At 45.5% G+C, this 22,991-nt stretch carries 18 protein-coding genes and 4 tRNA genes; 13 read left to right on the plus strand and 9 right to left on the minus strand.

Annotated elements, in window-relative coordinates:
• Positions 1–39: 39 nt before the first annotated feature.
• Positions 40–2,499, minus strand: coding sequence for a glycerol-3-phosphate 1-O-acyltransferase PlsB (plsB, locus tag HW45_RS26985; RefSeq protein WP_038231127.1), 2,460 nt, complete (start codon positions 2,497–2,499; stop codon positions 40–42).
• 284 nt (positions 2,500–2,783) lie between these two features.
• On the opposite strand from plsB, the gene lexA reads away from it, so the two are divergent.
• From lexA to hemN, 5 genes are all read left to right on the plus strand, one after another.
• A complete protein-coding gene (gene lexA, locus HW45_RS26990) occupies positions 2,784–3,404 on the plus strand; it encodes a transcriptional repressor LexA (protein ID WP_038231129.1) in 621 nt (206 codons plus the stop codon).
• A 147-nt stretch (positions 3,405–3,551) separates the two neighbouring features.
• Positions 3,552–4,190, plus strand: a complete 639-nt coding sequence (locus HW45_RS26995) for a class I SAM-dependent methyltransferase (RefSeq protein WP_006074972.1) — start codon at positions 3,552–3,554, stop codon at positions 4,188–4,190.
• Positions 4,190–4,750, plus strand: a complete 561-nt coding sequence (yihI, locus tag HW45_RS27000; RefSeq protein WP_038231131.1) for a Der GTPase-activating protein YihI — start codon at positions 4,190–4,192, stop codon at positions 4,748–4,750. Before HW45_RS26995 ends, yihI begins: the two co-directional genes overlap by 1 nt.
• A gap of 14 nt (positions 4,751–4,764) precedes the next feature.
• The gene (locus tag HW45_RS27005) at positions 4,765–5,259 is read left to right on the plus strand and encodes a DUF2489 domain-containing protein (RefSeq protein WP_006074975.1); all 495 of its coding nucleotides are present in this window, start codon (positions 4,765–4,767) and stop codon (positions 5,257–5,259) included.
• A 192-nt stretch (positions 5,260–5,451) separates the two neighbouring features.
• Positions 5,452–6,843 (plus strand): oxygen-independent coproporphyrinogen III oxidase, encoded by a 1,392-nt coding sequence (gene hemN / locus HW45_RS27010; protein WP_038231134.1) that lies wholly within the window; start codon positions 5,452–5,454, stop codon positions 6,841–6,843.
• On the opposite strand, the gene HW45_RS27015 is transcribed toward hemN, so the two are convergent.
• The 5 genes from HW45_RS27015 to glnA all read right to left on the minus strand — a co-directional run bounded on the left by HW45_RS27015 (position 6,836) and on the right by glnA (position 14,266).
• Positions 6,836–9,397, minus strand: coding sequence for a bifunctional diguanylate cyclase/phosphodiesterase (locus HW45_RS27015; protein ID WP_038231137.1), 2,562 nt, complete (start codon positions 9,395–9,397; stop codon positions 6,836–6,838). The two genes, hemN and HW45_RS27015, sit on opposite strands and share 8 nt — an antisense overlap.
• 176 nt (positions 9,398–9,573) lie before the next feature.
• Complete coding sequence (gene glnG, locus HW45_RS27020; RefSeq protein WP_006074978.1) at positions 9,574–10,977, minus strand: nitrogen regulation protein NR(I); 1,404 nt, start codon at positions 10,975–10,977, stop codon at positions 9,574–9,576.
• A 50-nt stretch (positions 10,978–11,027) separates the two neighbouring features.
• Positions 11,028–12,077, minus strand: a complete 1,050-nt coding sequence (glnL, locus tag HW45_RS27025) for a nitrogen regulation protein NR(II) (RefSeq protein ID WP_038231140.1) — start codon at positions 12,075–12,077, stop codon at positions 11,028–11,030.
• A 144-nt stretch (positions 12,078–12,221) separates the two neighbouring features.
• On the minus strand, positions 12,222–12,740 hold the full coding sequence (locus HW45_RS27030) for a DUF4124 domain-containing protein (RefSeq protein WP_038231141.1): 519 nt from the start codon (positions 12,738–12,740) through the stop codon (positions 12,222–12,224).
• A gap of 116 nt (positions 12,741–12,856) precedes the next feature.
• Positions 12,857–14,266 (minus strand): glutamate--ammonia ligase, encoded by a 1,410-nt coding sequence (gene glnA, locus HW45_RS27035; protein WP_006074981.1) that lies wholly within the window; start codon positions 14,264–14,266, stop codon positions 12,857–12,859.
• 510 nt (positions 14,267–14,776) lie between these two features.
• On the opposite strand from glnA, the gene typA reads away from it, so the two are divergent.
• Positions 14,777–16,609, plus strand: coding sequence for a translational GTPase TypA (gene typA, locus HW45_RS27040; protein ID WP_038231142.1), 1,833 nt, complete (start codon positions 14,777–14,779; stop codon positions 16,607–16,609).
• A gap of 85 nt (positions 16,610–16,694) precedes the next feature.
• On the opposite strand, the gene pssA is transcribed toward typA, so the two are convergent.
• Together pssA and HW45_RS27050 are read right to left on the minus strand one after the other, a co-directional pair.
• Positions 16,695–18,035 (minus strand): CDP-diacylglycerol--serine O-phosphatidyltransferase, encoded by a 1,341-nt coding sequence (gene pssA, locus HW45_RS27045; protein ID WP_038231143.1) that lies wholly within the window; start codon positions 18,033–18,035, stop codon positions 16,695–16,697.
• A gap of 91 nt (positions 18,036–18,126) precedes the next feature.
• Positions 18,127–18,558, minus strand: a complete 432-nt coding sequence (locus HW45_RS27050) for a GNAT family N-acetyltransferase (RefSeq protein ID WP_038231146.1) — start codon at positions 18,556–18,558, stop codon at positions 18,127–18,129.
• Between the two features lie 59 nt (positions 18,559–18,617).
• Between HW45_RS27050 and murB the strand changes: the two genes are divergently transcribed.
• Both murB and birA read left to right on the plus strand, forming a co-directional pair.
• Entirely contained in the window at positions 18,618–19,652 is a 1,035-nt protein-coding gene (murB, locus tag HW45_RS27055) for a UDP-N-acetylmuramate dehydrogenase (RefSeq protein ID WP_038231144.1), read from the plus strand.
• Complete coding sequence (birA, locus tag HW45_RS27060; protein WP_038231145.1) at positions 19,649–20,608, plus strand: bifunctional biotin--[acetyl-CoA-carboxylase] ligase/biotin operon repressor BirA; 960 nt, start codon at positions 19,649–19,651, stop codon at positions 20,606–20,608. The genes murB and birA overlap by 4 nt, the downstream gene beginning before the upstream one ends.
• A gap of 147 nt (positions 20,609–20,755) precedes the next feature.
• Here the strand turns inward: birA and coaA are convergent, their stop codons facing one another.
• Positions 20,756–21,679: a type I pantothenate kinase gene (gene coaA, locus HW45_RS27065; RefSeq protein ID WP_006074988.1), complete on the minus strand. Its 924-nt coding sequence runs from the start codon at positions 21,677–21,679 to the stop codon at positions 20,756–20,758.
• A gap of 212 nt (positions 21,680–21,891) precedes the next feature.
• Here coaA and HW45_RS27070 point away from each other — a divergent pair.
• The 5 genes from HW45_RS27070 to HW45_RS27090 all read left to right on the plus strand — a co-directional run.
• Positions 21,892–21,967 (plus strand) — tRNA-Thr (locus HW45_RS27070).
• Between the two features lie 48 nt (positions 21,968–22,015).
• Positions 22,016–22,100: transfer RNA gene (locus HW45_RS27075), tRNA-Tyr, on the plus strand.
• 35 nt (positions 22,101–22,135) lie between these two features.
• Positions 22,136–22,210: transfer RNA gene (locus tag HW45_RS27080), tRNA-Gly, on the plus strand.
• A gap of 13 nt (positions 22,211–22,223) precedes the next feature.
• Positions 22,224–22,299: transfer RNA gene (locus HW45_RS27085), tRNA-Thr, on the plus strand.
• 137 nt (positions 22,300–22,436) lie between these two features.
• Positions 22,437–22,991: GTP-binding protein (locus HW45_RS27090; RefSeq protein ID WP_038224543.1), on the plus strand; the 555-nt coding region annotated here is incomplete at its 3' end.

Here is a 22,991-nt window from a genome sequence, read left to right on the forward strand (position 1 = left end):
AAAGGCGCTATTGAATAGCGCCTTTGTTATTTGAGGGATTTACTCAGAAGCAGATGCGTCTTCTATAGAAGTTTCGACATCGCTTTGATGGACACTCTCTTGAATAGTTAATCTCACCTCAGGGTAGAGCAAGCTGTATAGTAGGCTAGCTAACGTTTCGGTAGCGGCGCTATCACAATTACCTTCTACATCAAGGTAGCCTTGTTCCTTCAGGGTGCTGAACAGAGCTGCAAAGGCGCCTTTATCAAAGAACTCCGGGGCATTAATGCCATGAAGACGACCAAGACGCTGGGCAATTTCTTGGCTCTTCTGTTCCAAATCACTCTTGCCTAGTTCAGGGTAGCTAGCTAGTAGATTGAGTGAAATCGCATAACGTTGAAGCGTCTCGGAAATCGTTCTACCTAGTAACATCAAGGTTTGAGTGTTGGATTGGTTCATTGAGACAAACCCTTTTTCCACCACGACTAGTTGCTGACGTTCAAGTTCTGCAACGATGCCGTCGACGGCCTGTTCCAACTCTGCCTGGTCTAGATTCAAGAACAGCTCTTTCTTGAGGAAAGGATAAAGCTTCTCCACATTGTACTTGATAGCTTCGAGTGACAATTTATGTTGGCGGATCAACATTTGTGCGATCAAAGATGGCAATGCAAACAAGTGGATGATGTTGTTGCGATAGTAGGTCATCAGAATCGACTGGTGACGATCTAGGGAAATAATGTCGCCTAAGGTATCAGATTCAATGACAAACTTATCCAATGACTCGGCGTGAGCTACCAATTCTTCTGCTGAATCGTTAGGCAGCGTGCTAGTTTGTGAATATGGAACGTGCTTAAGCAGTGACAGATAACAATCAATCTGTGACACCAAGCTGTCACGAGATAACGCCCGTTGACGTGAGGCAAGCAAGGCTGTGGCACACAGCGTTAGAGCATTAGTTGCCGCAGCATCGTTAATGTTAGTCATCATCTTGGTCGCAAGATCGTTGACTGCAGGTACCAACCACTGTGGTTTGCTGGTGCCCATTGGATCAATGTCTTGCGTCCAGTTTGGCGCGGCTTCATTGAGATATTGATTGAGTGGAATTGGCTCACCAAAGTTCACATAGCCTTGACCAAAGTTGCGCAGTTTACGAATGGTCTTGATTACTTGGCCTGCATTCTCTTTTTCTTTGCGCTTACCACGCAGCTCTTTGGCGTAGGTGCTCACTTCCATCACATGTTCATAACCAATGTACACGGGAACCAGAGTGACAGGGCGGTTAAGGCCGCGCAACATCGCTTGAATCGTCATTGCCAGCATGCCGGTTTTTGCTTGCAGTAAACGGCCAGTACGTGAACGACCGCCTTCGCTGAAGTATTCAACGGAATAGCCTTTGGCAAATAACTCTGCCAAATATTCACGGAAAATCGTCGAATAAAGCTTATTTCCTTTGAAACTGCGGCGAATAAAGAACGCGCCACCACGACGGAAAATAGGCCCTGCTGGGAAGAAATTGAGGTTAATACCCGCAGCAATGTGCGGTGGTACCATGCCTTCACGGTAAAGAACATAGGACAACAATAGATAGTCCATATGACTACGGTGACAAGGTACATAAACAATTTCATGACCGTCTTGCGCTAAACGGCGCACGGTAGAAGCGTTATTGACGTTGATGCCTTGATAGAGTTTGTTCCACAGCCAATGAAGGATATGGTCGCCACTTTTTATCAGCTTATATGAGAAGTCAGCAGCAATTTCATCCATGATTTGATGAGCTTCTTTGCGTGCTTTTTCTTCACTAATATCGCTAGCTTGCGCGTAGTCTGTGATCGCTTGCTCAATCACTTGGGAGTTGAGTAAACGATGGAATAGTACTTGGCGGTTTGGCAGGTTTGGTCCAGAGGCAGCGAACTTCTGTCTTGAGAAGTGGATACGGGCTACACGTGCCAGTTTGTGAGCGATAGATTCATCCGTGCCATGTGAATCTGCCATATAGCGTAGCGACACTACTGGGCTAAAGCGCACCATGCAGTCCCGACCTGAAGCAATAACCGCAAAAGCTTTTTGCAGACCGTTCATCGGTTGCAGGTAAGGCTTTGGTGTTTCTTCTTTACCAGGTTTACGGCCCCAAAGAACGGTGGTCGGAATAACCTGAACATCAAGTTCACGGTCTTTCTCGTGCTCTTTAAGTAAGTCAGAAAACAGTGCGATGGATTCGTTCGGAACGTTCTGGTCGCTGCTAATGAGAGTTGGTCTTGAGGCGATGAAGACAAAGCGACTACGCTCTTCTCCATTGAGCACGATAGGCTCTAATGGATCCGGTAACCCAACGGCCAAGGCTTGCTCTTGTAATGCGAGCAGATCGACATTGGAGCTAAACGGAAGGGCGTACACCACAGGTTTCGTTGCATCGATATTGTGGTCTTCGATAGGGTTAGATGGAATCGCCGTCCCTTTTACCAATACCGACATTGGCAGTTTAAGAAAGGAACGGAACAGTGATTGTCCTGAAGACATAAAGGTTCACAGCCTCAATTTGTTCGAAAGAAACAATGCCTGAGAAGCACACATACTATGAATTGTAGTGTGTTAATCCTAGGCACTATATTTAGAGCGGTGCAAGCATACCAGAAACTGGTCTTACCTTTTAATGAAAAAACTCGTTACATCCTAATTCGGTGTTTTTTGCTCTGTCTGAGTTAGATATGGTGTTAAGCCGCTAAAAAAACAACCAATTGTCTTTGCAATTAAACCATTACTGGATATACTCACAGTTAACTGTATAAACAGACAGGTGAATTATGAAGCCGCTAACGCCACGACAACAGCAAGTTTTTGATTTAATCAAAAGCAAAATAGACGATGTAGGTATGCCACCTACTCGTGCCGAGATCGCGAAAGAGTTGGGTTTCCGCTCTGCGAATGCGGCAGAAGAACACCTAAAAGCTCTAGCACGTAAAAAAGCCATTGAAATTATCCCTGGTGCATCTCGAGGCATTCGTATTCTGCTTGAAGATGCTGCGAACGAAGACGCCAGCCTGCCATTGATTGGTCAAGTTGCTGCGGGTGAGCCTATTTTGGCGCAAGAGCATGTTGAAGCACACTACCAAGTTGATCCGAGCATGTTTAAACCACGAGCTGATTTTCTGCTGCGTGTTAATGGCGAAAGTATGAAGGACATCGGTATTATGGACGGCGACCTACTTGCAGTACATAAAACGCAGGATGTTCGTGATGGACAAGTGGTGGTTGCACGTGTCGATGACGATGTGACGGTAAAACGACTCGAGCGCAAAGGCGCGACCGTATTGCTGCATGCAGAAAACGAAGAATTTTCTCCGATTGAAGTCGATCTAACTGCTCAGCACCTTGCTATTGAAGGGGTTGCGGTTGGTATTATTCGCAACACTGATTGGATGTAATAGCACTAAGGCAGATAAGCAAACGACTTCTCTGCCTTAAATTCTACGCGTTTTTGATGAAATTGTAGAAAAAATACCCGTCTCCACTCCCCACCGTGCTCACTTTCTGGTATGTTTCGCACCCTTGTATCGTTCAGGAGATAAATTGTGGAAGCTTGCCCACTGTGTGCGGGACTTTCTGTACACCATTATCACAGCGATAAGAAGCGAGATTACTTGCAATGTGGTTCCTGTCAGTTGGTGTTTGTACCAACGCAGCAACGACTTGATGCGAGCGCGGAAAAAGCGATTTATGACCTTCATATCAATGATCCTAGTGATGCTGGCTATCGACGTTTTTTATCTCGACTAGTCTCACCACTACAAGAACGATTATCACAAGGCTCAAAAGGTCTCGATTTTGGCTGTGGCCCGGGCCCAACCTTGTCTTTGATGTTCGAAGAGCAAGGCTATGACATGTCGCTGTATGATTTGTACTATTATCCAGAGAGTTCGGTATTAGATAATAGCTATGACTTCGTCACAGCAACGGAAGTTATTGAGCACTTGTATGAGCCAGACTTAGTTTGGCAACAATGGTTATCGCTCATTAAGCCTGCGGGATGGTTAGGCTTAATGACTAAAATGGTGGTTGATGTGGATGCCTTTGCCAAATGGCACTACAAGAACGACCAAACCCACGTTGTATTCTTTAGTCGAGCCACCTTTGTGTATTTGGCACAAAGAGATGGGCTGGAGTTAGAATTCATTGGTAATGATGTCATTTTACTGAGGAAGCTTACGTAATGAGTCGTAAGAAAAAATCGAGAAAGCCAGGCGCGAATCCAGAGCCTGTAATTGTTACACGCAACCGCACTGAATCGGATGTGGAAGGTCGCTTACGCAAGCGTTTGAAAAAGCGCAAAGGCCAGAAGTCTGGCAGTCGTCATTCAGAAGGTTCAAAAACCAAACAGGCAGGCAGCGCAGCAAAGCTAGACCCGCGTTTAGGTAGCAAGAAAAAAATCGCACTTATCGTTGATGATAAGAAAAAGCCAAGTAAACAAGAGCGTCGTTTATCTGCTGAGCAAGAACTTGAAATGCTCGAAAATGATGCACAGCTTAACGTATTGCTTGATCGTATTGAAAGCGGTGAAAACTTGGGTGCAGGTCTGCAAAAATACGTTGACGAGAAACTCGACCGAATTGAAGTACTGATGAACCGTCTTGGCCTAATGGAACCAGAGATCGAAGATGAGTCTGAATCATCTATGGTTGAAGAGCCTCGTCAGACAAAGGGCAAAGCAAGCAGCGATGCTGATTTGTTGTCTCAATTTGAAGAGCTAGACATCGACCAATTCAAGGATTAATAAGGGTAGAGCAGATGAATACCTTCACACTGTTAGCCATTGCTGGTGCCATCATTATTGTCGGCTTGGCTAGTTATGCGGGCTATTTGCTACTGCAACTTAAAAAGCAAAAGGAGTTGCAACAGCAGCATCGCGACTTGGCTATCCAAAAGCGAAATGCCAACATTTTTGAAAGCGTCGATACGATTTGTTTAGCGACGATTCAAGGGCAATGTGATGTATCAGAAGCGGCGATTAGACTCTACAACATTATGGACTACGTTCAAGGTAATGACCGTGTCGATTTTGATGAGAGCTACCCCGCGACTTCTGAGCTATATCATATCGTTAAAGATATGCCACGCGGTGATGCGCGACAAGAGATGAAAAAGCAAGACCGAATGCGGGACAACCTTACACGTCAGAAGGCAGAAGCGCGTTTGAATGACGCAATTATCGAAGAGCTTAAAGACCTTCAGCAGAAGGTTAAGCCACTGAACAATGCCATTGATATTAAGCTTGTAGGATAGCCTTTTCGTTTCGTTGGTCATGACTAGTGATCAAGCTAGCATTTTTGTTGACGATTTGAGCAAAAATGCAGTTAACGGCGCTCGCTGTCATATTCCTGTGGCAAAATAGCGCCTAGTTGACGCACCGCCAATCTGCGTTTGTTAGGTTGTGATTGGGGCGTCAAGAAACACATGTTTATTGGAAGTATTACCATGTCTCAAAGTCAATCAGAAACTAAGCAACAGATAGTCTGGGATCAAGCGATTCTCGATAAGTATAACTACTCGGGTCCTCGTTATACCTCATATCCGACCGCTGTCGAGTTCCACGAAGCTTATACCATCTCTGATTACGACATGGCGTGTACTCAATATCCAGAACGTCCACTATCGCTGTACGTTCATATTCCGTTCTGCCATAAGCTTTGCTATTACTGTGGCTGTAATAAAGTGATTACCCGTCATGCACACAAAGCCGATGAGTATCTCGATGTTATCGAACACGAAATTCGTCAGCGTGCATCATTGCTTCAGGGTCGTAAAGTGACTCAGTTGCATTTTGGTGGTGGTACGCCAACCTTCCTAACCAAAAGCCAGATCAGTCGATTGATGGCAATTCTTCGTGGTGAGTTCTTCTTCCAAGAAGGTGCTGAGATCAGTATCGAAGTTGACCCGCGTGAAATTGAGTTGGATATGTTGGACCATCTGCGCTCAGAAGGCTTTAACCGCTTGAGTATCGGCGTTCAAGACTTCAATAAAGAAGTGCAAAAGCTGGTGAATCGTGAGCAAGATGAAGAGTTTATCTTTGCCATGGCTGAGCGCGCCAAACAACTAGGTTTCCGTTCAACCAACCTCGACCTTATCTATGGTTTACCGAAGCAAACGAAACAGCGTTTTGCCGAGACTCTTGAGCAGGTTCTGACCATGCGTCCAGGGCGTTTATCGGTGTTTAACTATGCTCACATGCCAAACTTATTTGCCGCGCAGCGTAAGATTAAAGACGAGGATCTTCCTCAAGCTGAAGAAAAAATGGCGATCTTGCAAGATACTATTGCGACGTTGACTGGCGCAGGCTATCAGTTTATCGGTATGGATCACTTCGCTCTTCCTGAAGATGAACTAGCGGTTGCACAGCGTGCGGGTGAGCTGCATCGAAACTTCCAAGGTTACACGACGCAAGGTGATTGCGACCTAGTTGGCTTTGGTGTTTCTGCGATTTCTATGATTGGCGACAGTTACGCACAAAACCAGAAAGAGCTGAAAAAGTACTACGCTCAAGTGAATGATTTGAGACATGCACTGTGGAAAGGTGTAGTCCTTGATAAAGATGACTTGATTCGCCGTGAAGTGATCAAGCAGCTTATCTGTAACTTCAAGCTCGACAAAACATTTATAGAAAAGACCTTTGGCATTAGCTTCTCAAGCTATTTCGCTGAAGATATGAAATTGCTGCAAACGTTTATTGATGATGAATTAGTTGCAGTGTCAGACGATTCAATTGAAGTGACACTGCGTGGTCGTTTATTGATTCGTAATATCTGCATGTGTTTTGACAAATATCTGCGTCAAAAAGCGCGTCAGCAACAGTTCTCCCGCGTTATTTAATATCTACCGTATTTTTCATATTGGTCGCAGCAGCCAGCTGCGGCCATTGTTCTAACGGTGTCGGTCGACCATACAAATACCCCTGTGCATGATGACAGCCAAGGTCATGAACGAGCTTAGCTTGCAGTGGTGTTTCAATCCCTTCAGCCACGAGCGTAAACCCAAAGCTGCTTGATAGCTTAGTGATTGCTGCAACAACACTCTGCTCAGCATTGTCTGGAGTCAGTCTATCTACAAAGGCTTTATCGACCTTCAGGCTATTAAATGGCAGCTTGTGGAGATAGGCGAGGGAAGAATAGCCAGTACCAAAATCGTCAATAGCAATATTAACGCCAAGCGCTCTAATTTTGCTGAGGTTGCCAAGGGTGATAGGATCATTGTCAGCCAGTCGCGATTCCGTCACTTCGACAGTAAGCTGACTTGCCGGAAAACCTGCTCGTTTGAGCAGTCCTGACAATTCATCCACATAGCTTGCGCTCGCTAGTTCAATGACTGAGACATTAATGTGCAATTGAAAGTGCGCAGGTAACTGTTGTTGTTTGATAGCTTTGACAACGGTTTCGAGGCTTTTCTCTGCCATAATCCGACCAATACTGCTAATCAGTCCCGAACCTTCAGCAATAGGAATGAAATCCAAAGGAGAAATGAATTGTCCTTCATCATCACGAAGTCGCAGTAGAGCTTCAGCACCTAAAGTTTGGCCATTGTCGAGTTCAATTATGGGTTGGAAATGCACCTCAAACTTATTGTTAGCAATGGCATGACGTAATGTCGCTAACAAGCGCGTTTTCTTTTTCGAACTCTCCGCCATGTCGGGGGTATAAATGCAGCAGCGTTGACAATCAAACTTTGCGTGGCTATGGGCAATGCCCGCATTTCGCAGCGTTGTGTCTGTTGTGTCCTCTTCGGTAATAGGTGCGATACCAATAGAGACCTGTAACATTAATGGCTCACCTTGCATCACAAAGGGGGCGCTGAATATCTGTCGAATTCGATGTTGATAACACAGTTGTTGCTGTGGCAGCACGTCGGGTAGATAGATGGCAAACTCGTCACCGGCAACTCGCCCTAGCACACCATTTTCAAGTAACACCCACGCTTTGAGTCTCTCTGCAATGACAGAGAGTAAAATATCACCTTGATGGTGACCTAAGCTGTCATTGATATCTCTAAATTGATTAATGCCGAGCAGCATCATACAGCCGCTGTTGCTTTTCATAGCATTGCAGGTCTCAATAAAGCCTTGTCGACTATACAGCTTGGTCAAGTTGTCACGCGTGAGCTGTTCTCGCAAAGTATGAAACGATGCTTGCAAGTGTGAGCGCATGGCGGAGAAGCTTTCTACGAGCAGCGAGATCTCTTTGATACGATTATTTTTGGGTAATGGGTAGTCCCAAGAGCCATTAGAAATCTGTTTTGCCGCCTCAGCGGTTTCAGACATAGGCAGAATCAGTCGGTTGATGATGACGATACCGACAAGTAACCCCAGCACGCCTAAAATCAAGCCCGCGATTAGCGTTTGGTTGCTGATCATGGGTATATCGCCAAGCAGAGCGTGATTGGAGATAGACACCACAACGTACCAACTTAAATTGGTATTAGTTTGATAATGACTAACCATCACATAATGGGTGTCTCCTCGGTAAGGAAAGGCGAATAAGTGAGGTTCAGTCAGTTCGGTATTATCTAAAGTTTGATCAAGAAAGGTCAAAGCAGGATGCAAGCTGTCAGCCATTGATAGCCTTTGCCCGTTAGCATCAAGAATCGATTCATCATCGGCTTGTGCGATGAGCTGACGCTGGTTATCAATAATAAAGACTTGCGCATTATGGTCGTGTTTTAGTTCATTGAGAAAGAGACTAAAAGTATCGATCTGTACATCAACAGCAGCCACTCCAACGAAGGTTCGAATGTCTCCGTCTGAGCTAAATACCGGAGCGAGAGCAGAAATTGTCACTTCTTGTTCCGCGTCGGCGTTGGCATACAGCTTTGACCACATAGCCACGGGGTTTTCTTTGACCGGCTGGTACCAAGGGCGCAATCTTGGGTCATAAGGTTTTATGGTATCGATGACTTGAGACTGTCGGTTTTCACCTTGGTAGATATTAAGCTGCTCACCAGTATTCGCGTCCTTTACCATCAAAGAGTAACCGTTTGGGGTATGAATGGACTTTGCATTTCGTATGGCAAGGAATTCACCTAACTCGCCGCCAAAACCCAATAAGTCAATTTGCGAAAACTCAGTATGAAGGGATTTAAAACTGGACAGCAAATAATCTTCGATAGCTAGGGCATCATTGGCGGAATACAGCTGATGGTATTCAATCGCATGAGCTAATGCGTCGGCCACTGCCATCGGCCTTTCAAGATAGATATCTAAGCTCTGAATCACGTTGTAGCTTAAGCTAGTAAGCTGCTTTTCACTTATCTCCAGCGCAAGGTCGTCGTAGTGCTCTTTCTGTAGCCATAAAATGGTGCCGATCGAGCACAGAAACACCAAAATAAATGGTGTGATTAGGGCTTTCTTGAAGGAGATTTTCAGTAAACCTGGCATATGCTCTGATGTTGTGTGGCAACGAGCTCGCAGATAGGCCTGAGGCTTTGCCGTAACGTGTTAATAATCAATAGTTATAAATCGGCCGATTGATAGAATTATTTAGGTCATTTGAGACTAAATGACCTAAATAATGGCGGTGCGTTAGGCAAGTCGATGATCTAATAAGAACTTTGTTAGTAGAGTTCTTTTAGCTTTCTGGTAAGAGTATTCCGTCCCCAGCCGAGCACTTTCGCTGCATCTTGCTTATGGCCATTGGTGTGGCTGAGAGCAGCTTCAAGCAATATACGCTCGAATTGCGGTTGTGCATGGTTAAGTATTTCTGTCTCACCAGACTCAAGGGCCTGCTGAGCCCATGAAGAGAGTAGTGACTGCCAATCCCCAGCACCGATATCAGTAACGCGCCTAGGTTCCTCTAGTAACTCTGTAGGCAAATCACTTGGTAGAATTTCACTGCCGCTGGCCATTACCGTGAGCCATCGACAGGTATTCTCAAGCTGGCGCACATTTCCCGGCCAGTCGAGCTTATTTAAGATATCCACTGTGTCCGGATTAAGAGACTTGGTCTCCACACCGAGTTCTTCTGCTGCTAAAGACAAGAAATGCAATGTCAGCTTTTCAATATCCTGTTTGCGTTCTCGAAGAGATGGGATATGGATACGAATGACGTTAAGGCGATGGAATAAATCCTCGCGGAATTCGCCTTCGGTCACCAGCTTTTCGAGGTTTTGGTGAGTCGCGGCGACGATACGTACATCCACTTTGACTGCAGAGTGCCCACCGACACGATAGAACTGTCCATCGGCTAAGACGCGCAGCAATCGAGTCTGAATATCCAATGGCATGTCGCCAATCTCATCTAAGAATAAGGTCCCGCCGTTGGCTTGTTCAAAACGTCCTTGGCGCACGCTATTTGCACCAGTAAATGCACCTTTCTCATGGCCAAATAGCTCTGACTCGATAAGGTCTTTGGGAATTGCTGCCATATTGAGTGCGATAAAAGGTTTGCTAGAGCGAGGGCTATGGCGATGTAAGGCGTGCGCGACAAGCTCTTTACCCGTACCTGATTCACCATTTATGAGCACAGAAATGGAGGAACGAGATAAACGGCCAATCGCTCGAAACACTTCTTGCATAGCGGGTGCTTCACCAATTATTTCCGGTGCATCAGCTGCGATCACCTCTTCCTGCGAAAGGGCACTTTTCTGCTCTAGGCTGTGAGTAATAGCGCGCTCGACCAGAGTGAGTGTTTCATCAATATCAAAAGGTTTAGGTAGGTACTCAAAAGCGCCTTTTTGGTAGGCGTTTACCGCCGCATCGAGATCAGAGTGTGCGGTCATTATGATGACTGGTAAATCTGGGGCGCTTTCTTGAACTCGATTAAGCAGCTCAATGCCATCAATACCGGGCATACGGATATCGGACACCAATACATCCGGTGTTTCCCGCTCCAATGCCATTAGCACGCTCTCTGCATCAGCAAATGTCTCGCATTTGATATTTGCTGATGAAAGGGTTTTATCCATTACCCATCGTATTGAGCTGTCGTCGTCGACGACCCATACATATCCTTTACTCATAGCCAAACTTCCTTACAGCAAGCCATATTAAGTCCTCTTTCTCCTTGAGGCTAAATAGGCAGATAAATAGTAAAAATGGTGCGACCGGGCCAACTTTCTACATCTATTTTTCCATTATGTTGGTCGATCAAATTTTGCGAAATGGACAGCCCAAGACCCGTTCCGCCTTCTCTGCCGCTTACCATGGGGTAGAACAGCGTATCTTGGAGTTCGGCCGGAATGCCGGGGCCATTGTCAATGATCTCTATCCGAGCAGCGAGTTTATGGCGCTGTCCGTGAATATTGGCTTGATGCACAGTGCGCGTGCGCAAGGTGATTTGCCCATTCTCTTGTTGTTTTAATATTTGCGCGGCATTACTGGTAATGTTCAATAACGCTTGTTCGATTTGGTCGGTATCCATCAAGATCGGCGGTAGACTAGGGTCATAGTCTCGCTCTATGGTCAGGCTGGTTCCTGCATCAAGCTCTACCAACTGACGTACCTTTTCTAAAATGAGGTGCAGATTTTCTTCTTTTTTCGTTCCTGGACGTTGTGGCCCAAGAAGCCTATCGACCAGCGCTCTTAATCGGTCTGCTTGTTCAATGATGATATTGGTGTACTCATTAAGTGAGGGATCAGGCAACATCTTTGATAACAGTTGTGCCGCTCCTCGCAGGCCACCAAGTGGGTTTTTTATTTCATGAGCGAGACCTCTTACCAGCAACTTTGCAGCTTGTTGTTGAGCATGCTGGTTGAGCTCCTGAGTTAGCCTTTTTTGTTGACCAATCTTACGCATTTCCACCAAAAGCATCAGTTCCTTATTCCAAGATAAGGGGCTAACGGTCACCTCTAATAACAGCGGTTTGCCATCAACAACTAAAGTGACATCGCTATCGGTAATACTTTGACCACTTTGTAGAGGCTGGGTTAGCAAGGCCAAGTCTAGAGAAGCGTGTTGAATAAACTGAGAAAGGTGGCAATTAAGCAGTCTCTTGGAACTTTGCGAGAACAATTGCTCTGCGGCAGGGTTAGCGTATTGAACTGTTAATCCCTCATTGAGCATCAAGGTCGCCGTTACCACATTATTGAGTATTGCACTGGTGAGTTCACAGTTTGCCACACGCTATCCTTAATCGGTTTTGCATTACGTTGCCTCATGATGGTGCGTTGCACGCAATGTCTTTTGTTTATGCACTAAAATGGTGCATTGATAATTCCAAGTATGGCGCAATTTTTTATAGAGTAAAAGCGTAAACGCTGATGGCTATGGCGATTGCACCGATGCACGATGTAAATGCACTGTTATCGTATTGGACGATGCAATAACCTTGCCGTTTTGTTGCGCTTGAATGGTTAGGGTGTGAGTTCCTCGGTCAATGGCGGTTAATGACCAATGAGGAGTAGTTTTCGGTGCACCATATACCTTGCCATCGAGAAGAAGCTGCAGTTTGGCTGTGACGTGAAGTTTGCCATCTATGTGACCAATAACATCGAAATTACCAGCGTTGTTGCGAATGGTGGCATCGTGAGTAGGAGTGCGGATACTCACTTTTAGCCTGATAGGCTTGGGTGTTGGTGTTTCTGAGAAAGAATTTGTTGCTGGGGAAACTTCATTGCTGGAGTAAGGGGCGGGAGGCTCAGGCAACACAATTAACAACGATTGAGGGTTAGCAGGATGATCACTGAAGTGCTGCACACCTTTTTCATCGACCCAGGTGTAGATCTCTATACTCCAAGTTAGAGGACTCAGGATACACAGTATCAATATCAGGGCAGATTTCATGTTAGCGGAACCTTGCTTTACTTAAGAGCCTTGATGGTAATGCTGCAAGAAATAACACGGACATAAAAAAGGCTCGCCTGCGAGGCGAGCCTAATAATTGGTTGTAAACCTTTGAATTATACTGAGTAGTATAGTTCGAACTCAAGTGGGTGAGTTGTCATGTTTACTTTCTCTACGTCTTGAGACTTAAGATCGATGTAAGAATCGATAAAGTCATCAGAGAATACACCGCCAGAAGTTAGGAACTCACGGTCAGCGTCTAGACACTCTAGCGCTTCTTTTAGTGAGTAAGCCACTGTTGGGATCTCTGCAGCTTCTTCAGCTGGTAGATCGTAAAGGTCTTTGTCCATTGCTTCACCTGGGTGGATCTTGTTCTTGATACCGTCAAGACCAGCCATAAGCATTGCAGCAAAGCATAGGTATGGGTTTGCTGATGGGTCACCGAAACGTAGCTCGATACGACGCGCTTTCGGGCTTGGTACCACTGGGATACGGATAGAAGCAGAACGGTTACGTGCAGAGTAAGCAAGCATAACTGGCGCTTCGAAGCCTGGTACAAGACGCTTGTACGAGTTAGTTGATGCGTTAGCAAATGCGTTGATTGCTTTAGCGTGCTTGATAACACCACCGATGTAGTAAAGCGCCATTTCAGATAGGCCGCCGTACTTGTCGCCAGCGAATAGGTTAACACCGTCTTTCGCTAGAGATTGGTGAACGTGCATACCAGAACCGTTATCACCTACTAGAGGCTTAGGCATGAATGTCGCTGTCTTACCAAATGCGTGTGCAACGTTGTGTACAACGTACTTGTAAACTTGGATTTCGTCCGCTTTAGCCGTTAGCGTGTTGAAACGAGTAGCGATTTCGTTCTGACCCGCTGTTGCTACTTCGTGGTGGTGAGCTTCAACAACTTGACCCATTTCTTCTAGAACTAGACACATTGCAGAACGGATGTCTTGAGAAGAGTCAACTGGAGCTACTGGGAAGTAACCACCTTTAACGCCTGGACGGTGACCTTTGTTACCACCTTCGAAGTCAGTGCCTGTGTTCCAAGCCGCTTCTACGTCGTCAATCTTGAAGAATGAACCAGACATGTCTGTTGCGAATTTAACATCGTCAAATAGGAAGAACTCTGGCTCTGGACCAACAAGTACAGTATCTGCAATGCCAGTAGAACGTAGGTAGTCTTCTGCGCGCTTAGCGATTGAACGTGGGTCACGGTCGTAGCCTTGCATTGTTGCAGGCTCAAGGATGTCACAACGAATGTTCAGAGTTGCATCTTCAGTGAATGGGTCTAGAACTGCGCTTGCCGCGTCAGGCATCATTACCATGTCTGATTCGTTGATGCCTTTCCAGCCAGCAACTGATGAACCGTCGAACATTTTGCCTTCTTCAAAGAAGTCTGCATCTACTTGGTGTGCAGGGATAGAAACGTGCTGCTCTTTACCCTTAGTGTCTGTAAAGCGTAGATCTACGAATTTAACTTCGTTCTCTTGGATCAGCGATAGAACATTTTCTACTGACATCTTGGAAAACCTCCAGTGTTATTAAAGCGGTTAAGTACTCGATTAGTGTTAATCGGCATTGATTAACGTCTGCTTATTGAAGTGCGTTAATCGATGCTGATTTTACTAAAGCTAAAACCGTGCCAAAAAATAAATCCATTATTTTTCATGGTGTTACAAAATTACTCATCATAATGGAGCAAGATGATGCACCAAAATGATCATTGAATGCACTTTTATGGTGCAATGTTAAATTTCTGCACCAAGTTGAATCAATGATGCCATACATTCAGCATGGTTTTTGAATCGGTGTCAACTGCAATCCTACGATGAGCAGATCGGCTGCGCTAAAATAGTGAATTTGGCGCTAGCGCCCGATATTTACGGCAAAACTAGCTTAAACCGACTATGTTTAAGCAAGATTTCAACGAAGAAGATCACAACTCTCGTAATTTCTGGTATATTGCGGGCGTTTTTTTAATCGAGTCAGCGGCTATCGTGCGGCGACTCTTGACTGAGTGAAAGAAATCTATGTCAACTCCACAGATTGATAAGTTAAGAAACATTGCGATTATCGCGCACGTTGACCACGGTAAAACTACCCTTGTTGACAAGCTACTTCAGCAATCCGGTACTCTAGAGTCTCGCGGTGAAACTGAAGAGCGAGTTATGGACTCGAATGATATCGAAAAGGAACGTGGTATCACGATCCTTGCTAAAAACACAGCGATCAACTGGAATGATCACCGCATCAACATCGTAGATACTCCGGGACACGCGGACTTCGGTGGTGAAGTTGAGCGTATTATGTCGATGGTAGACTCTGTACTGCTTATCGTTGACGCTGTAGATGGTCCGATGCCGCAAACTCGCTTTGTAACGCAAAAAGCATTTGCACATGGCCTTAAGCCTATTGTTGTTATCAACAAAATCGACCGCCCAGGTGCCCGCCCTGATTGGGTTATGGACCAAGTATTTGACTTGTTCGACAACCTAGGTGCATCTGACGAACAATTAGACTTCCAAGTAGTTTACGCATCAGCGCTAAACGGCTGGGCAACGTTGGAAGAAGGCGAAGAAGGCGAGAACATGGAACCATTGTTCCAAGCTATCGTTGATAACGTTGAAGCACCTGCTGTTGACCCTGAGGGTGCACTGCAAATGCAGATCTCTCAGCTAGACTATAGCTCTTACGTTGGTGTTATCGGTGTAGGCCGTGTGACTCGTGGTACGGTTAAGCCGAACCAACAAGTAACGGTTATCGGTGCTGATGGTAAGACTCGTAACGGTAAAGTAGGTACAGTTTTAGGTTACCTAGGCCTTGAGCGTCACGAAGTTCAGCAAGCAACTGCAGGCGACATCATCGCAATCACTGGTCTTGGCGAGCTAAAAATCTCTGACACTATCTGTGCACAGGGTGAAGTGGAAGCGCTACCAGCACTGTCTGTTGATGAACCAACAGTAACCATGACATTCCAAGTAAACACGTCTCCATTCGCAGGTAAAGAAGGTAAGTTCGTGACTTCACGTAACATCCTTGAGCGTCTAGAGAAGGAACTGGTACACAACGTAGCACTGCGCGTTGAGCAACTGGATGATCCAGATAAGTTCCGTGTATCTGGTCGTGGTGAACTACACCTATCTATCCTGATCGAAAACATGCGTCGTGAAGGCTTTGAGCTAGCGGTTTCTCGTCCTGAAGTTATCATCAAAGAAGAAGATGGTCAGAAGCAAGAACCATACGAAACTGTAACTATCGACGTAATGGAAGAGCACCAAGGCAGCATCATGGAAGCTATCGGCTTACGTAAAGGTGAGCTAACGGACATGGCTCCAGATGGTAAAGGTCGTATTCGTATGGACTTCATGATGCCATCTCGTGGTCTAATCGGTTTCCAAACTGAATTCATGACACTAACGTCTGGTTCTGGTCTTCTATACCACACGTTCGATCACTACGGTCCATTCAAGGGCGGTGAGATTGGTCAGCGTGTAAACGGTGTACTTATCTCGAACGGTGCTGGTAAAGCGTTAACGAACGCACTGTTTAACCTACAAGAGCGCGGCCGTATGTTTATCGGTCATGGTATTGAGGTTTACGAGGGCATGGTTATCGGTATCCATAGCCGTGACAACGACCTAACGGTTAACCCGCTTAAAGGTAAGCAGCTAACTAACGTTCGTGCTTCTGGTACTGATGACGCACAGGTTCTTACTCCGCCAATCATTATGACTCTAGAGCAAGCACTTGAGTTCATCGATGATGACGAGCTAGTAGAAGTAACACCTGAAAGCATCCGTATCCGTAAGAAGTTCCTTTCGGAAAGCGATCGTAAGCGTGCAAGTCGCGAAGCTAAGTCTTAATTGATTTAGATGAGATGTAAAAAAACCAGCCGTGAGGCTGGTTTTTTTGTGTTTGCTTTTTCGAAGACGTTACAGGTTGAATAACTTAAAGTAACTGTTTCAATACTCTATCAGCTTGAACTCGAGTAATTTTCTTTAGCAGTTTTTGTACAGGCGCTGGATAGTTTTCCACTTTTTCCAACTGCTTACAGGTACAGATTAACTGGGTGTGTTCAAGGATGTTTTCCACCTCAGCCTCAAACTTGTCGACAAGATGCGAGTAATGGTCCTGAATCAAAATGGCATTCTCTAAATCCAAGCTCCAAGCTCGTGGATTTAGGTTGTTGCCTGTAATCAGCATATAACGCTTATCGACCCAAATACCTTTTAGGTGGAAGCTGTTGTCATCATGTTTCCATAGGCGAATGCACAAATTGCGACTCGCGATATGTGCTTCGTTAGCTTTAGCAAAGCGACGCAGATTCATTTCATAGAGGTAAGGCAAACCACCAATGGTTTTGAAGTCTTCCTCTGGAGAAATGTAGAAGTCGTTCGCCGTCTTATCACCCACCACGATTTTCACTTTAACACCGCGTTTCAGGGCACGCTTGATTTCTTTTGCTACCGACTTAGGGAAGTTGAAATAAGGGGTACAAATAAAAATCTCGTCTTTAGCACTAGCTAATAGCTGATTGATGCTTTGGTTAAGCCTGTTACGACGCTTACCAATACCAACAATAGGTGTCACTGCTACTTGGTGCTCATTACTCGGCTGAGCGTTAAATTGATAACGTGCCTGAGACAGTGAACCACGTAGCTGCCGGATTTCTGCCTTAATATCTTTTGTCGTTGGCTTTTCTGGTAATGACAGGTCGTTGACGGCAGGATTGGCAATCAGTTCGTTTGCAACAAACTGAGCCATACTATTTGCTAGTTCAGGGTTGTTCAGAACATGGTAGCGGTCGAATCGGTAACGCTCATCGTAATTTAAGTAGATGTTGTTAAGACTAGCGCCGCTGTATATCACTTTATCATCGATAATAAAGCCTTTAAGGTGCAAGACCCCAAATACTTCTCTTCCGCGCACTGGAATACCGTAAACAGGAACGGCATGCTCGTGATTTTGTCTAAACTCGCGATACATCACTGCGTTGCCATCAGACTGGTCTGCGCCAATCAGACCACGTTGTGCACGGTGCCAGTCAACACAAACGGCAATATCGAGAGCCGGATTCTTTTGCTTTGCTTGATAAAGTTCAGTCAGGATTTGGCGTCCAGCGTCATCATCTTCTAAATACAAAGCGACTAGGTAGATTCTTGATTGTGCTTCGCGTATCGCTTGAATTAAATACTCGCGATAATCTTTGGCGGAATACAATACATCCAATGCATTGGGATCCTGCGCGATTGAGGGAAGCTGTTCAAAAGAGTTCCTAAGAGCCATCATATGAGGGACTGTACCTTTGGTCATTGCAAAATTGCGAACCTAGAATTTTACCAAACTCTTGCCCTAAATGGGTAGTAAAGCGTTGATAAGTTTAACGGGGATCAATGTATCGCATAGCTGCCAGTGCTTTTCCGCCGTGAATATAACGAGAAAACAGTTGCTTAAGAGGACCTGGTAGCTCTTCTTGGGCAATCACTTTAAAGCCATGTTGCCCATAAAATCCCTGTAAATGTTCTAGCGCAAAACAAAAATCGTTGTTGGTCAGCTCATTTTGTCGCAGTTGTGCCATGAAATGATGACCGACACCTTGTTGTCGGAAGTCTGGAAGAACCAGCATGCCGGTCATCAATCGATACTGCTCGATGGTGCGAAATCGTACGAGGGCACAGAGGCTGTGGCCTTGGCTAAGAGTGAGAATACGTTCATCACTTTTTGGTTTGCCAGCTGGGTAGTGTGCTTTATACAGTTTTTTGGCAATCGGCAGTTTAATGGGGTCTAGCATACCGAATTTTAACGTATCCATAGCCAATGCTCGTCTCAAAAGGATAGAATAGCGGCAGTGTAAGCCATCAATGAACGCCCATGCAAACTGAAAACAATGCCCAACTTCGCCCATTTCACACCTTTGGTATCTCACAGCAGTGTCAGGTGCTAGTAGAAGCTGAATCGGTCGACGACCTAATTGCGATTTACCAAAACCCAGACTGGCAAGCGCTACCTAAACTGATGCTAGGTAAGGGCAGTAACATGTTATTTACGGAGCCTTATCAGGGCGTTGTTATCATTAATCGGTTGCAAGGTATTTCGTACTCCAGCTCTGAGACTGAACATCTTTTGCATGTATCAGGGGGTGAAGACTGGCCGAGTTTGGTGGAATGGTGTGTGGAGCAGGGTTACGCTGGTGTTGAAAATTTGGCTTTAATCCCTGGCTGTGCTGGTAGCGCACCTATTCAGAATATTGGTGCTTATGGCATAGAGCTTCAGCAAGTATGTGATTATGTGGAGTACCTTTGTATAGACAGCTATACCATAAAGCGGCTGTCTAATAATCAATGTCGTTTTGGTTATCGTGACTCCATTTTTAAGCACGAGCTGAAAGATAAGGCGCTCGTGACCGCCATTGGCCTTAAGCTAAATAAAACATGGCAGCCTATATTAAGTTATGGTCCGTTACAGTCTCTTGACCCAGATACGACCACGCCAAAAGAAGTGTTTGATGTGGTCGTAAAAGTGAGAAAAGAGAAACTGCCTGATCCTACTGTGACTGGTAATGCTGGGAGTTTCTTTAAAAACCCGATTGTCAGTATCGAACAGCATGAAACGCTCAAAGCGCAATACCCAGCGCTAGTGGCTTATCCATCGGGTGACAAGATGAAGTTGGCTGCTGGTTGGCTTATCGATCAGTGTGGTCTGAAAGGGCATACTCAAGGTGGGGCCATGGTGCATCCTAAACAGGCTCTTGTATTGGTGAATGCCAATAATGCCAAGGCGGAGGATATTGTTAATCTTGCCGCTTATGTCCGCGACTGTGTGCTGAAGAAATTTAATGTAGAGCTTGAGCATGAGGTACGCTTTATGGGTGCTCAACAAGAAGTGTATTTAAAGGACATGCTATGAGAGAGCATCATGTGAAATTGGCGATTTTAGAGCAGCTTTCTCAAGGCGGATTTCATTCGGGTGAGATGTTGGGTGAGCAGCTAGGTATTTCTCGTGCCGCTGTAAGTAAGCACATTAAAGGCATTCGTGATTGGGGGGTTGATATCTTTCGCGTTCAGGGGAAAGGCTATCAACTAGCGGCCCCTATGGAACTGTTGTCCAAAGAGAAACTATCGCGATCTGTTACCTCACCATTTGAGTTGATTCCTATTATCGACTCTACCAATCAATACTTACTCGACAAACAAAACAGCTTAGAGTCGGGTGCGGTGTGCATTTCTGAGTACCAGTCTAAAGGCCGTGGCCGCCGTGGCCGCCAATGGGTATCACCATTCGGTAGTAACCTTTATATCTCCATGTATTGGAAGTTAGAAGCAGGAATGGCAGCGGCGATGGGGTTGAGTCTGGTGATTGGCGTGGCGATAGTCGAAGCCTTAGAACAACTTGGGATTGATGGTGTAAAACTTAAATGGCCGAATGACCTGTATTTTAATGACAAGAAGTTAGCCGGCATTTTGGTTGAAATGTCAGGCCAAGCTGGTGGCGCGGCAAACCTAGTCATGGGTATGGGTATGAATCTAAATATGAGTGAACAAGTAGAAGGCATCGATCAGCCTTGGACCTCACTCAATGAAGTGGTAGACAAACCATTTAGCCGTAACGATTTGGTGGTGGCCTTTATCAAGGCTTGGCAGAACGCTCTAGAAGATTACGAAATGTGTGGCTTACACGGTTTTGTTGAACGTTGGAATCGTCATGATAACTTTTTGGATCGAGAAGTTCGTCTGGTTATGGGCAATCGAGACATTCAAGGTATTGTGCGCGGCATTGATGCCACTGGCGCCGTTTTGCTGGAAACAGAAGCGGGTATTCAACCATTTATTGGTGGTGAGATCTCTCTGCGTAAACTGAACTGATGTGGCTTAACTTATCACTAATTTAGCAACTTCACTCACTGCATCAAATATTGTTACCACACTAGATATTGTCACCACACCGCATGTTGTCATCCCTGCGTAGGCAGGGATCTACCTTTGACGCACATAACCCCTCATCAAAACAGCCTACTTCCTCAAATAAACCGTCTCAACATTATGATCTTTACCTTTCTGTAAAATCAATTGAGCTCGCTCTTTGGTTGGCAAGATATTCTGCACTAAGTTGATCCCATTAATCGATGCCCAAATATTCTTCGCTTTAGTTTTTGCTTCTTGTTCATTTAACTGGGTATAGTGGCTGAAGTAAGAACCAGGCTTAGTAAAGGCGCCTTGGCGGAATTTCATAAAGCGCTGCACATACCAGTTTTCAATGCGTTCACTGTCTGCATCGACATACAAAGAAAAATCGAGAAAATCAGAGATAAACACGCGATGTGGATCGTGAGGGTAGTCCATGCCACTTTGCAGGACATTGAGACCTTCGATGATTAGCACGTCAGGTAGGTCGACGACTTTCTGCTCATCAGTAATATCGTAAGTTAAGTGTGAATAGACGGGAGCGACAACGTTACGCTTACACGCTTTGACATCGGAAACAAACTGCACCAAGCGACGCATATCATAGGACTCGGGAAAGCCCTTTTTCGCCATTAACCCTTTTTCTAACAGTACCTTATTAGGATGAAGGAAACCGTCAGTCGTAATAAGCTCTACCTTAGGATGGTTTTCCCAGCGACTGAGCAAGGCTTTTAGCAAGCGAGCCGTGGTACTTTTCCCGACCGCAACACTACCAGCAATACCAATGATGAATGGTGGCGTATGGTCACTTTGTCCCAAGAACTCTTGAAGAACGGAGTTGCGACTCTGTCTCGCGGCAACGTACAGGTTAAGCAGACGAGAAAGAGGCAAGTAAACATCAGTGGCTTCCTGTATCGTCAGGTTTTCATTAATACCCTGAAGCTCTTTCAGATCATCTTCTGTTAATGTCATAGGGACAGCGTTGCGAAGTGCAGACCACTGCTCGCGACTAAATGACATAAAAGGGCTCATAACTCACCTAACTTAAGGTTTCCATACACGTAGAGTGCTGAACATACCTGAACAAAGGGATAAATCAAATATTTCATGCGACACAGCGTGCGTAATTCCCCGAAATGTGTACAAAAAGTCGTCAAAAAGGAAGAATGTGTGAAAAAACGAAATTTTTTTTGATTTAACGGTTGCATCAGCAAGATTCATTCAATAGAATGCGCTCCACTTATGCCGACTTAGCTCAGTAGGTAGAGCAACTGACTTGTAATCAGTAGGTCACCAGTTCGATTCCGGTAGTCGGCACCATTTTCACTTTGCCTAGGGCAATGATGACGAAAATGGTAAGTAAAATTTGGGGGGGTTCCCGAGTGGCCAAAGGGAGCAGACTGTAAATCTGCCGGCACTGCCTTCGATGGTTCGAATCCGTCCCCCCCCACCATATTCTTTAGGGAATAGCTCTCAGAGTTACGTGTTGCGGGCATCGTATAATGGCTATTACCTCAGCCTTCCAAGCTGATGATGCGGGTTCGATTCCCGCTGCCCGCTCCAACTCATATAGAGTGCTGATATAGCTCAGGTGGTAGAGCGCATCCTTGGTAAGGATGAGGTCGGCAGTTCGAGTCTGCCTATCAGCACCAGCTCTCAAAGCAATATTTCCTTTTGATACTTTCTTTTGCCTCAACTATGTTTAGAGGCTAAGAGAAGCTTTATTACCAAGATTTTTTGGTTGCGTGGTCTTCAAAGCCACCTAAATCCGTACCTAGAGGGACAACTCATGTCTAAAGAAAAATTTGAACGTACGAAACCGCACGTAAACGTTGGTACTATCGGCCACGTTGACCACGGTAAAACAACTCTAACAGCTGCAATCTGTACTACTCTTGCAAAAGTGTACGGCGGTGAAGCGAAAGACTTCGCATCTATCGATAACGCTCCAGAAGAGCGTGAGCGCGGTATCACAATCGCAACTTCTCACGTTGAGTACGATACTCCAACTCGTCACTACGCACACGTAGACTGCCCAGGACACGCGGATTATGTTAAAAACATGATCACTGGTGCTGCGCAAATGGACGGTGGTATCCTTGTAGTTGCTGCTACTGATGGTCCAATGCCTCAAACTCGTGAGCACATCCTACTAGGCCGTCAGGTTGGTATCCCTTACATCATCGTATTCATGAACAAGTGTGACATGGTTGATGATGAAGAGCTTCTAGAGCTAGTTGAAATGGAAGTTCGTGAACTTCTATCTGAGTACGATTTCCCAGGTGATGACCTACCAGTTATCCAAGGTTCTGCACTAGGCGCTCTAAACGGCGAAGAGCAGTGG

The organism is Vibrio sp. ER1A, assembly GCF_000733315.1.
GTDB lineage: Bacteria > Pseudomonadota > Gammaproteobacteria > Enterobacterales > Vibrionaceae > Vibrio > Vibrio mediterranei.

What these genes read in the sequence shown, in the direction of transcription:
- lexA (WP_038231129.1), top strand. Translation starts at nt 2,784, where the DNA reads ATGAAGCCGCTAACGCCACGACAACAGCAAGTTTTTGATTTAATCAAA.
- murB (WP_038231144.1), top strand. Translation starts at nt 18,618, where the DNA reads ATGCAAACTGAAAACAATGCCCAACTTCGCCCATTTCACACCTTTGGT.
- glnG (WP_006074978.1), bottom strand. Translation starts at nt 10,977, where the DNA reads ATGAGTAAAGGATATGTATGGGTCGTCGACGACGACAGCTCAATACGA.
- HW45_RS27015 (WP_038231137.1), bottom strand. Translation starts at nt 9,397, where the DNA reads ATGCCAGGTTTACTGAAAATCTCCTTCAAGAAAGCCCTAATCACACCA.
- coaA (WP_006074988.1), bottom strand. Translation starts at nt 21,679, where the DNA reads ATGAGCCCTTTTATGTCATTTAGTCGCGAGCAGTGGTCTGCACTTCGC.
- plsB (WP_038231127.1), bottom strand. Translation starts at nt 2,499, where the DNA reads ATGTCTTCAGGACAATCACTGTTCCGTTCCTTTCTTAAACTGCCAATG.
- hemN (WP_038231134.1), top strand. Translation starts at nt 5,452, where the DNA reads ATGTCTCAAAGTCAATCAGAAACTAAGCAACAGATAGTCTGGGATCAA.
- yihI (WP_038231131.1), top strand. Translation starts at nt 4,190, where the DNA reads ATGAGTCGTAAGAAAAAATCGAGAAAGCCAGGCGCGAATCCAGAGCCT.
- HW45_RS27030 (WP_038231141.1), bottom strand. Translation starts at nt 12,740, where the DNA reads ATGAAATCTGCCCTGATATTGATACTGTGTATCCTGAGTCCTCTAACT.
- birA (WP_038231145.1), top strand. Translation starts at nt 19,649, where the DNA reads ATGAGAGAGCATCATGTGAAATTGGCGATTTTAGAGCAGCTTTCTCAA.
- typA (WP_038231142.1), top strand. Translation starts at nt 14,777, where the DNA reads ATGTCAACTCCACAGATTGATAAGTTAAGAAACATTGCGATTATCGCG.
- glnA (WP_006074981.1), bottom strand. Translation starts at nt 14,266, where the DNA reads ATGTCAGTAGAAAATGTTCTATCGCTGATCCAAGAGAACGAAGTTAAA.
- HW45_RS27005 (WP_006074975.1), top strand. Translation starts at nt 4,765, where the DNA reads ATGAATACCTTCACACTGTTAGCCATTGCTGGTGCCATCATTATTGTC.
- pssA (WP_038231143.1), bottom strand. Translation starts at nt 18,035, where the DNA reads ATGATGGCTCTTAGGAACTCTTTTGAACAGCTTCCCTCAATCGCGCAG.
- HW45_RS27050 (WP_038231146.1), bottom strand. Translation starts at nt 18,558, where the DNA reads ATGGATACGTTAAAATTCGGTATGCTAGACCCCATTAAACTGCCGATT.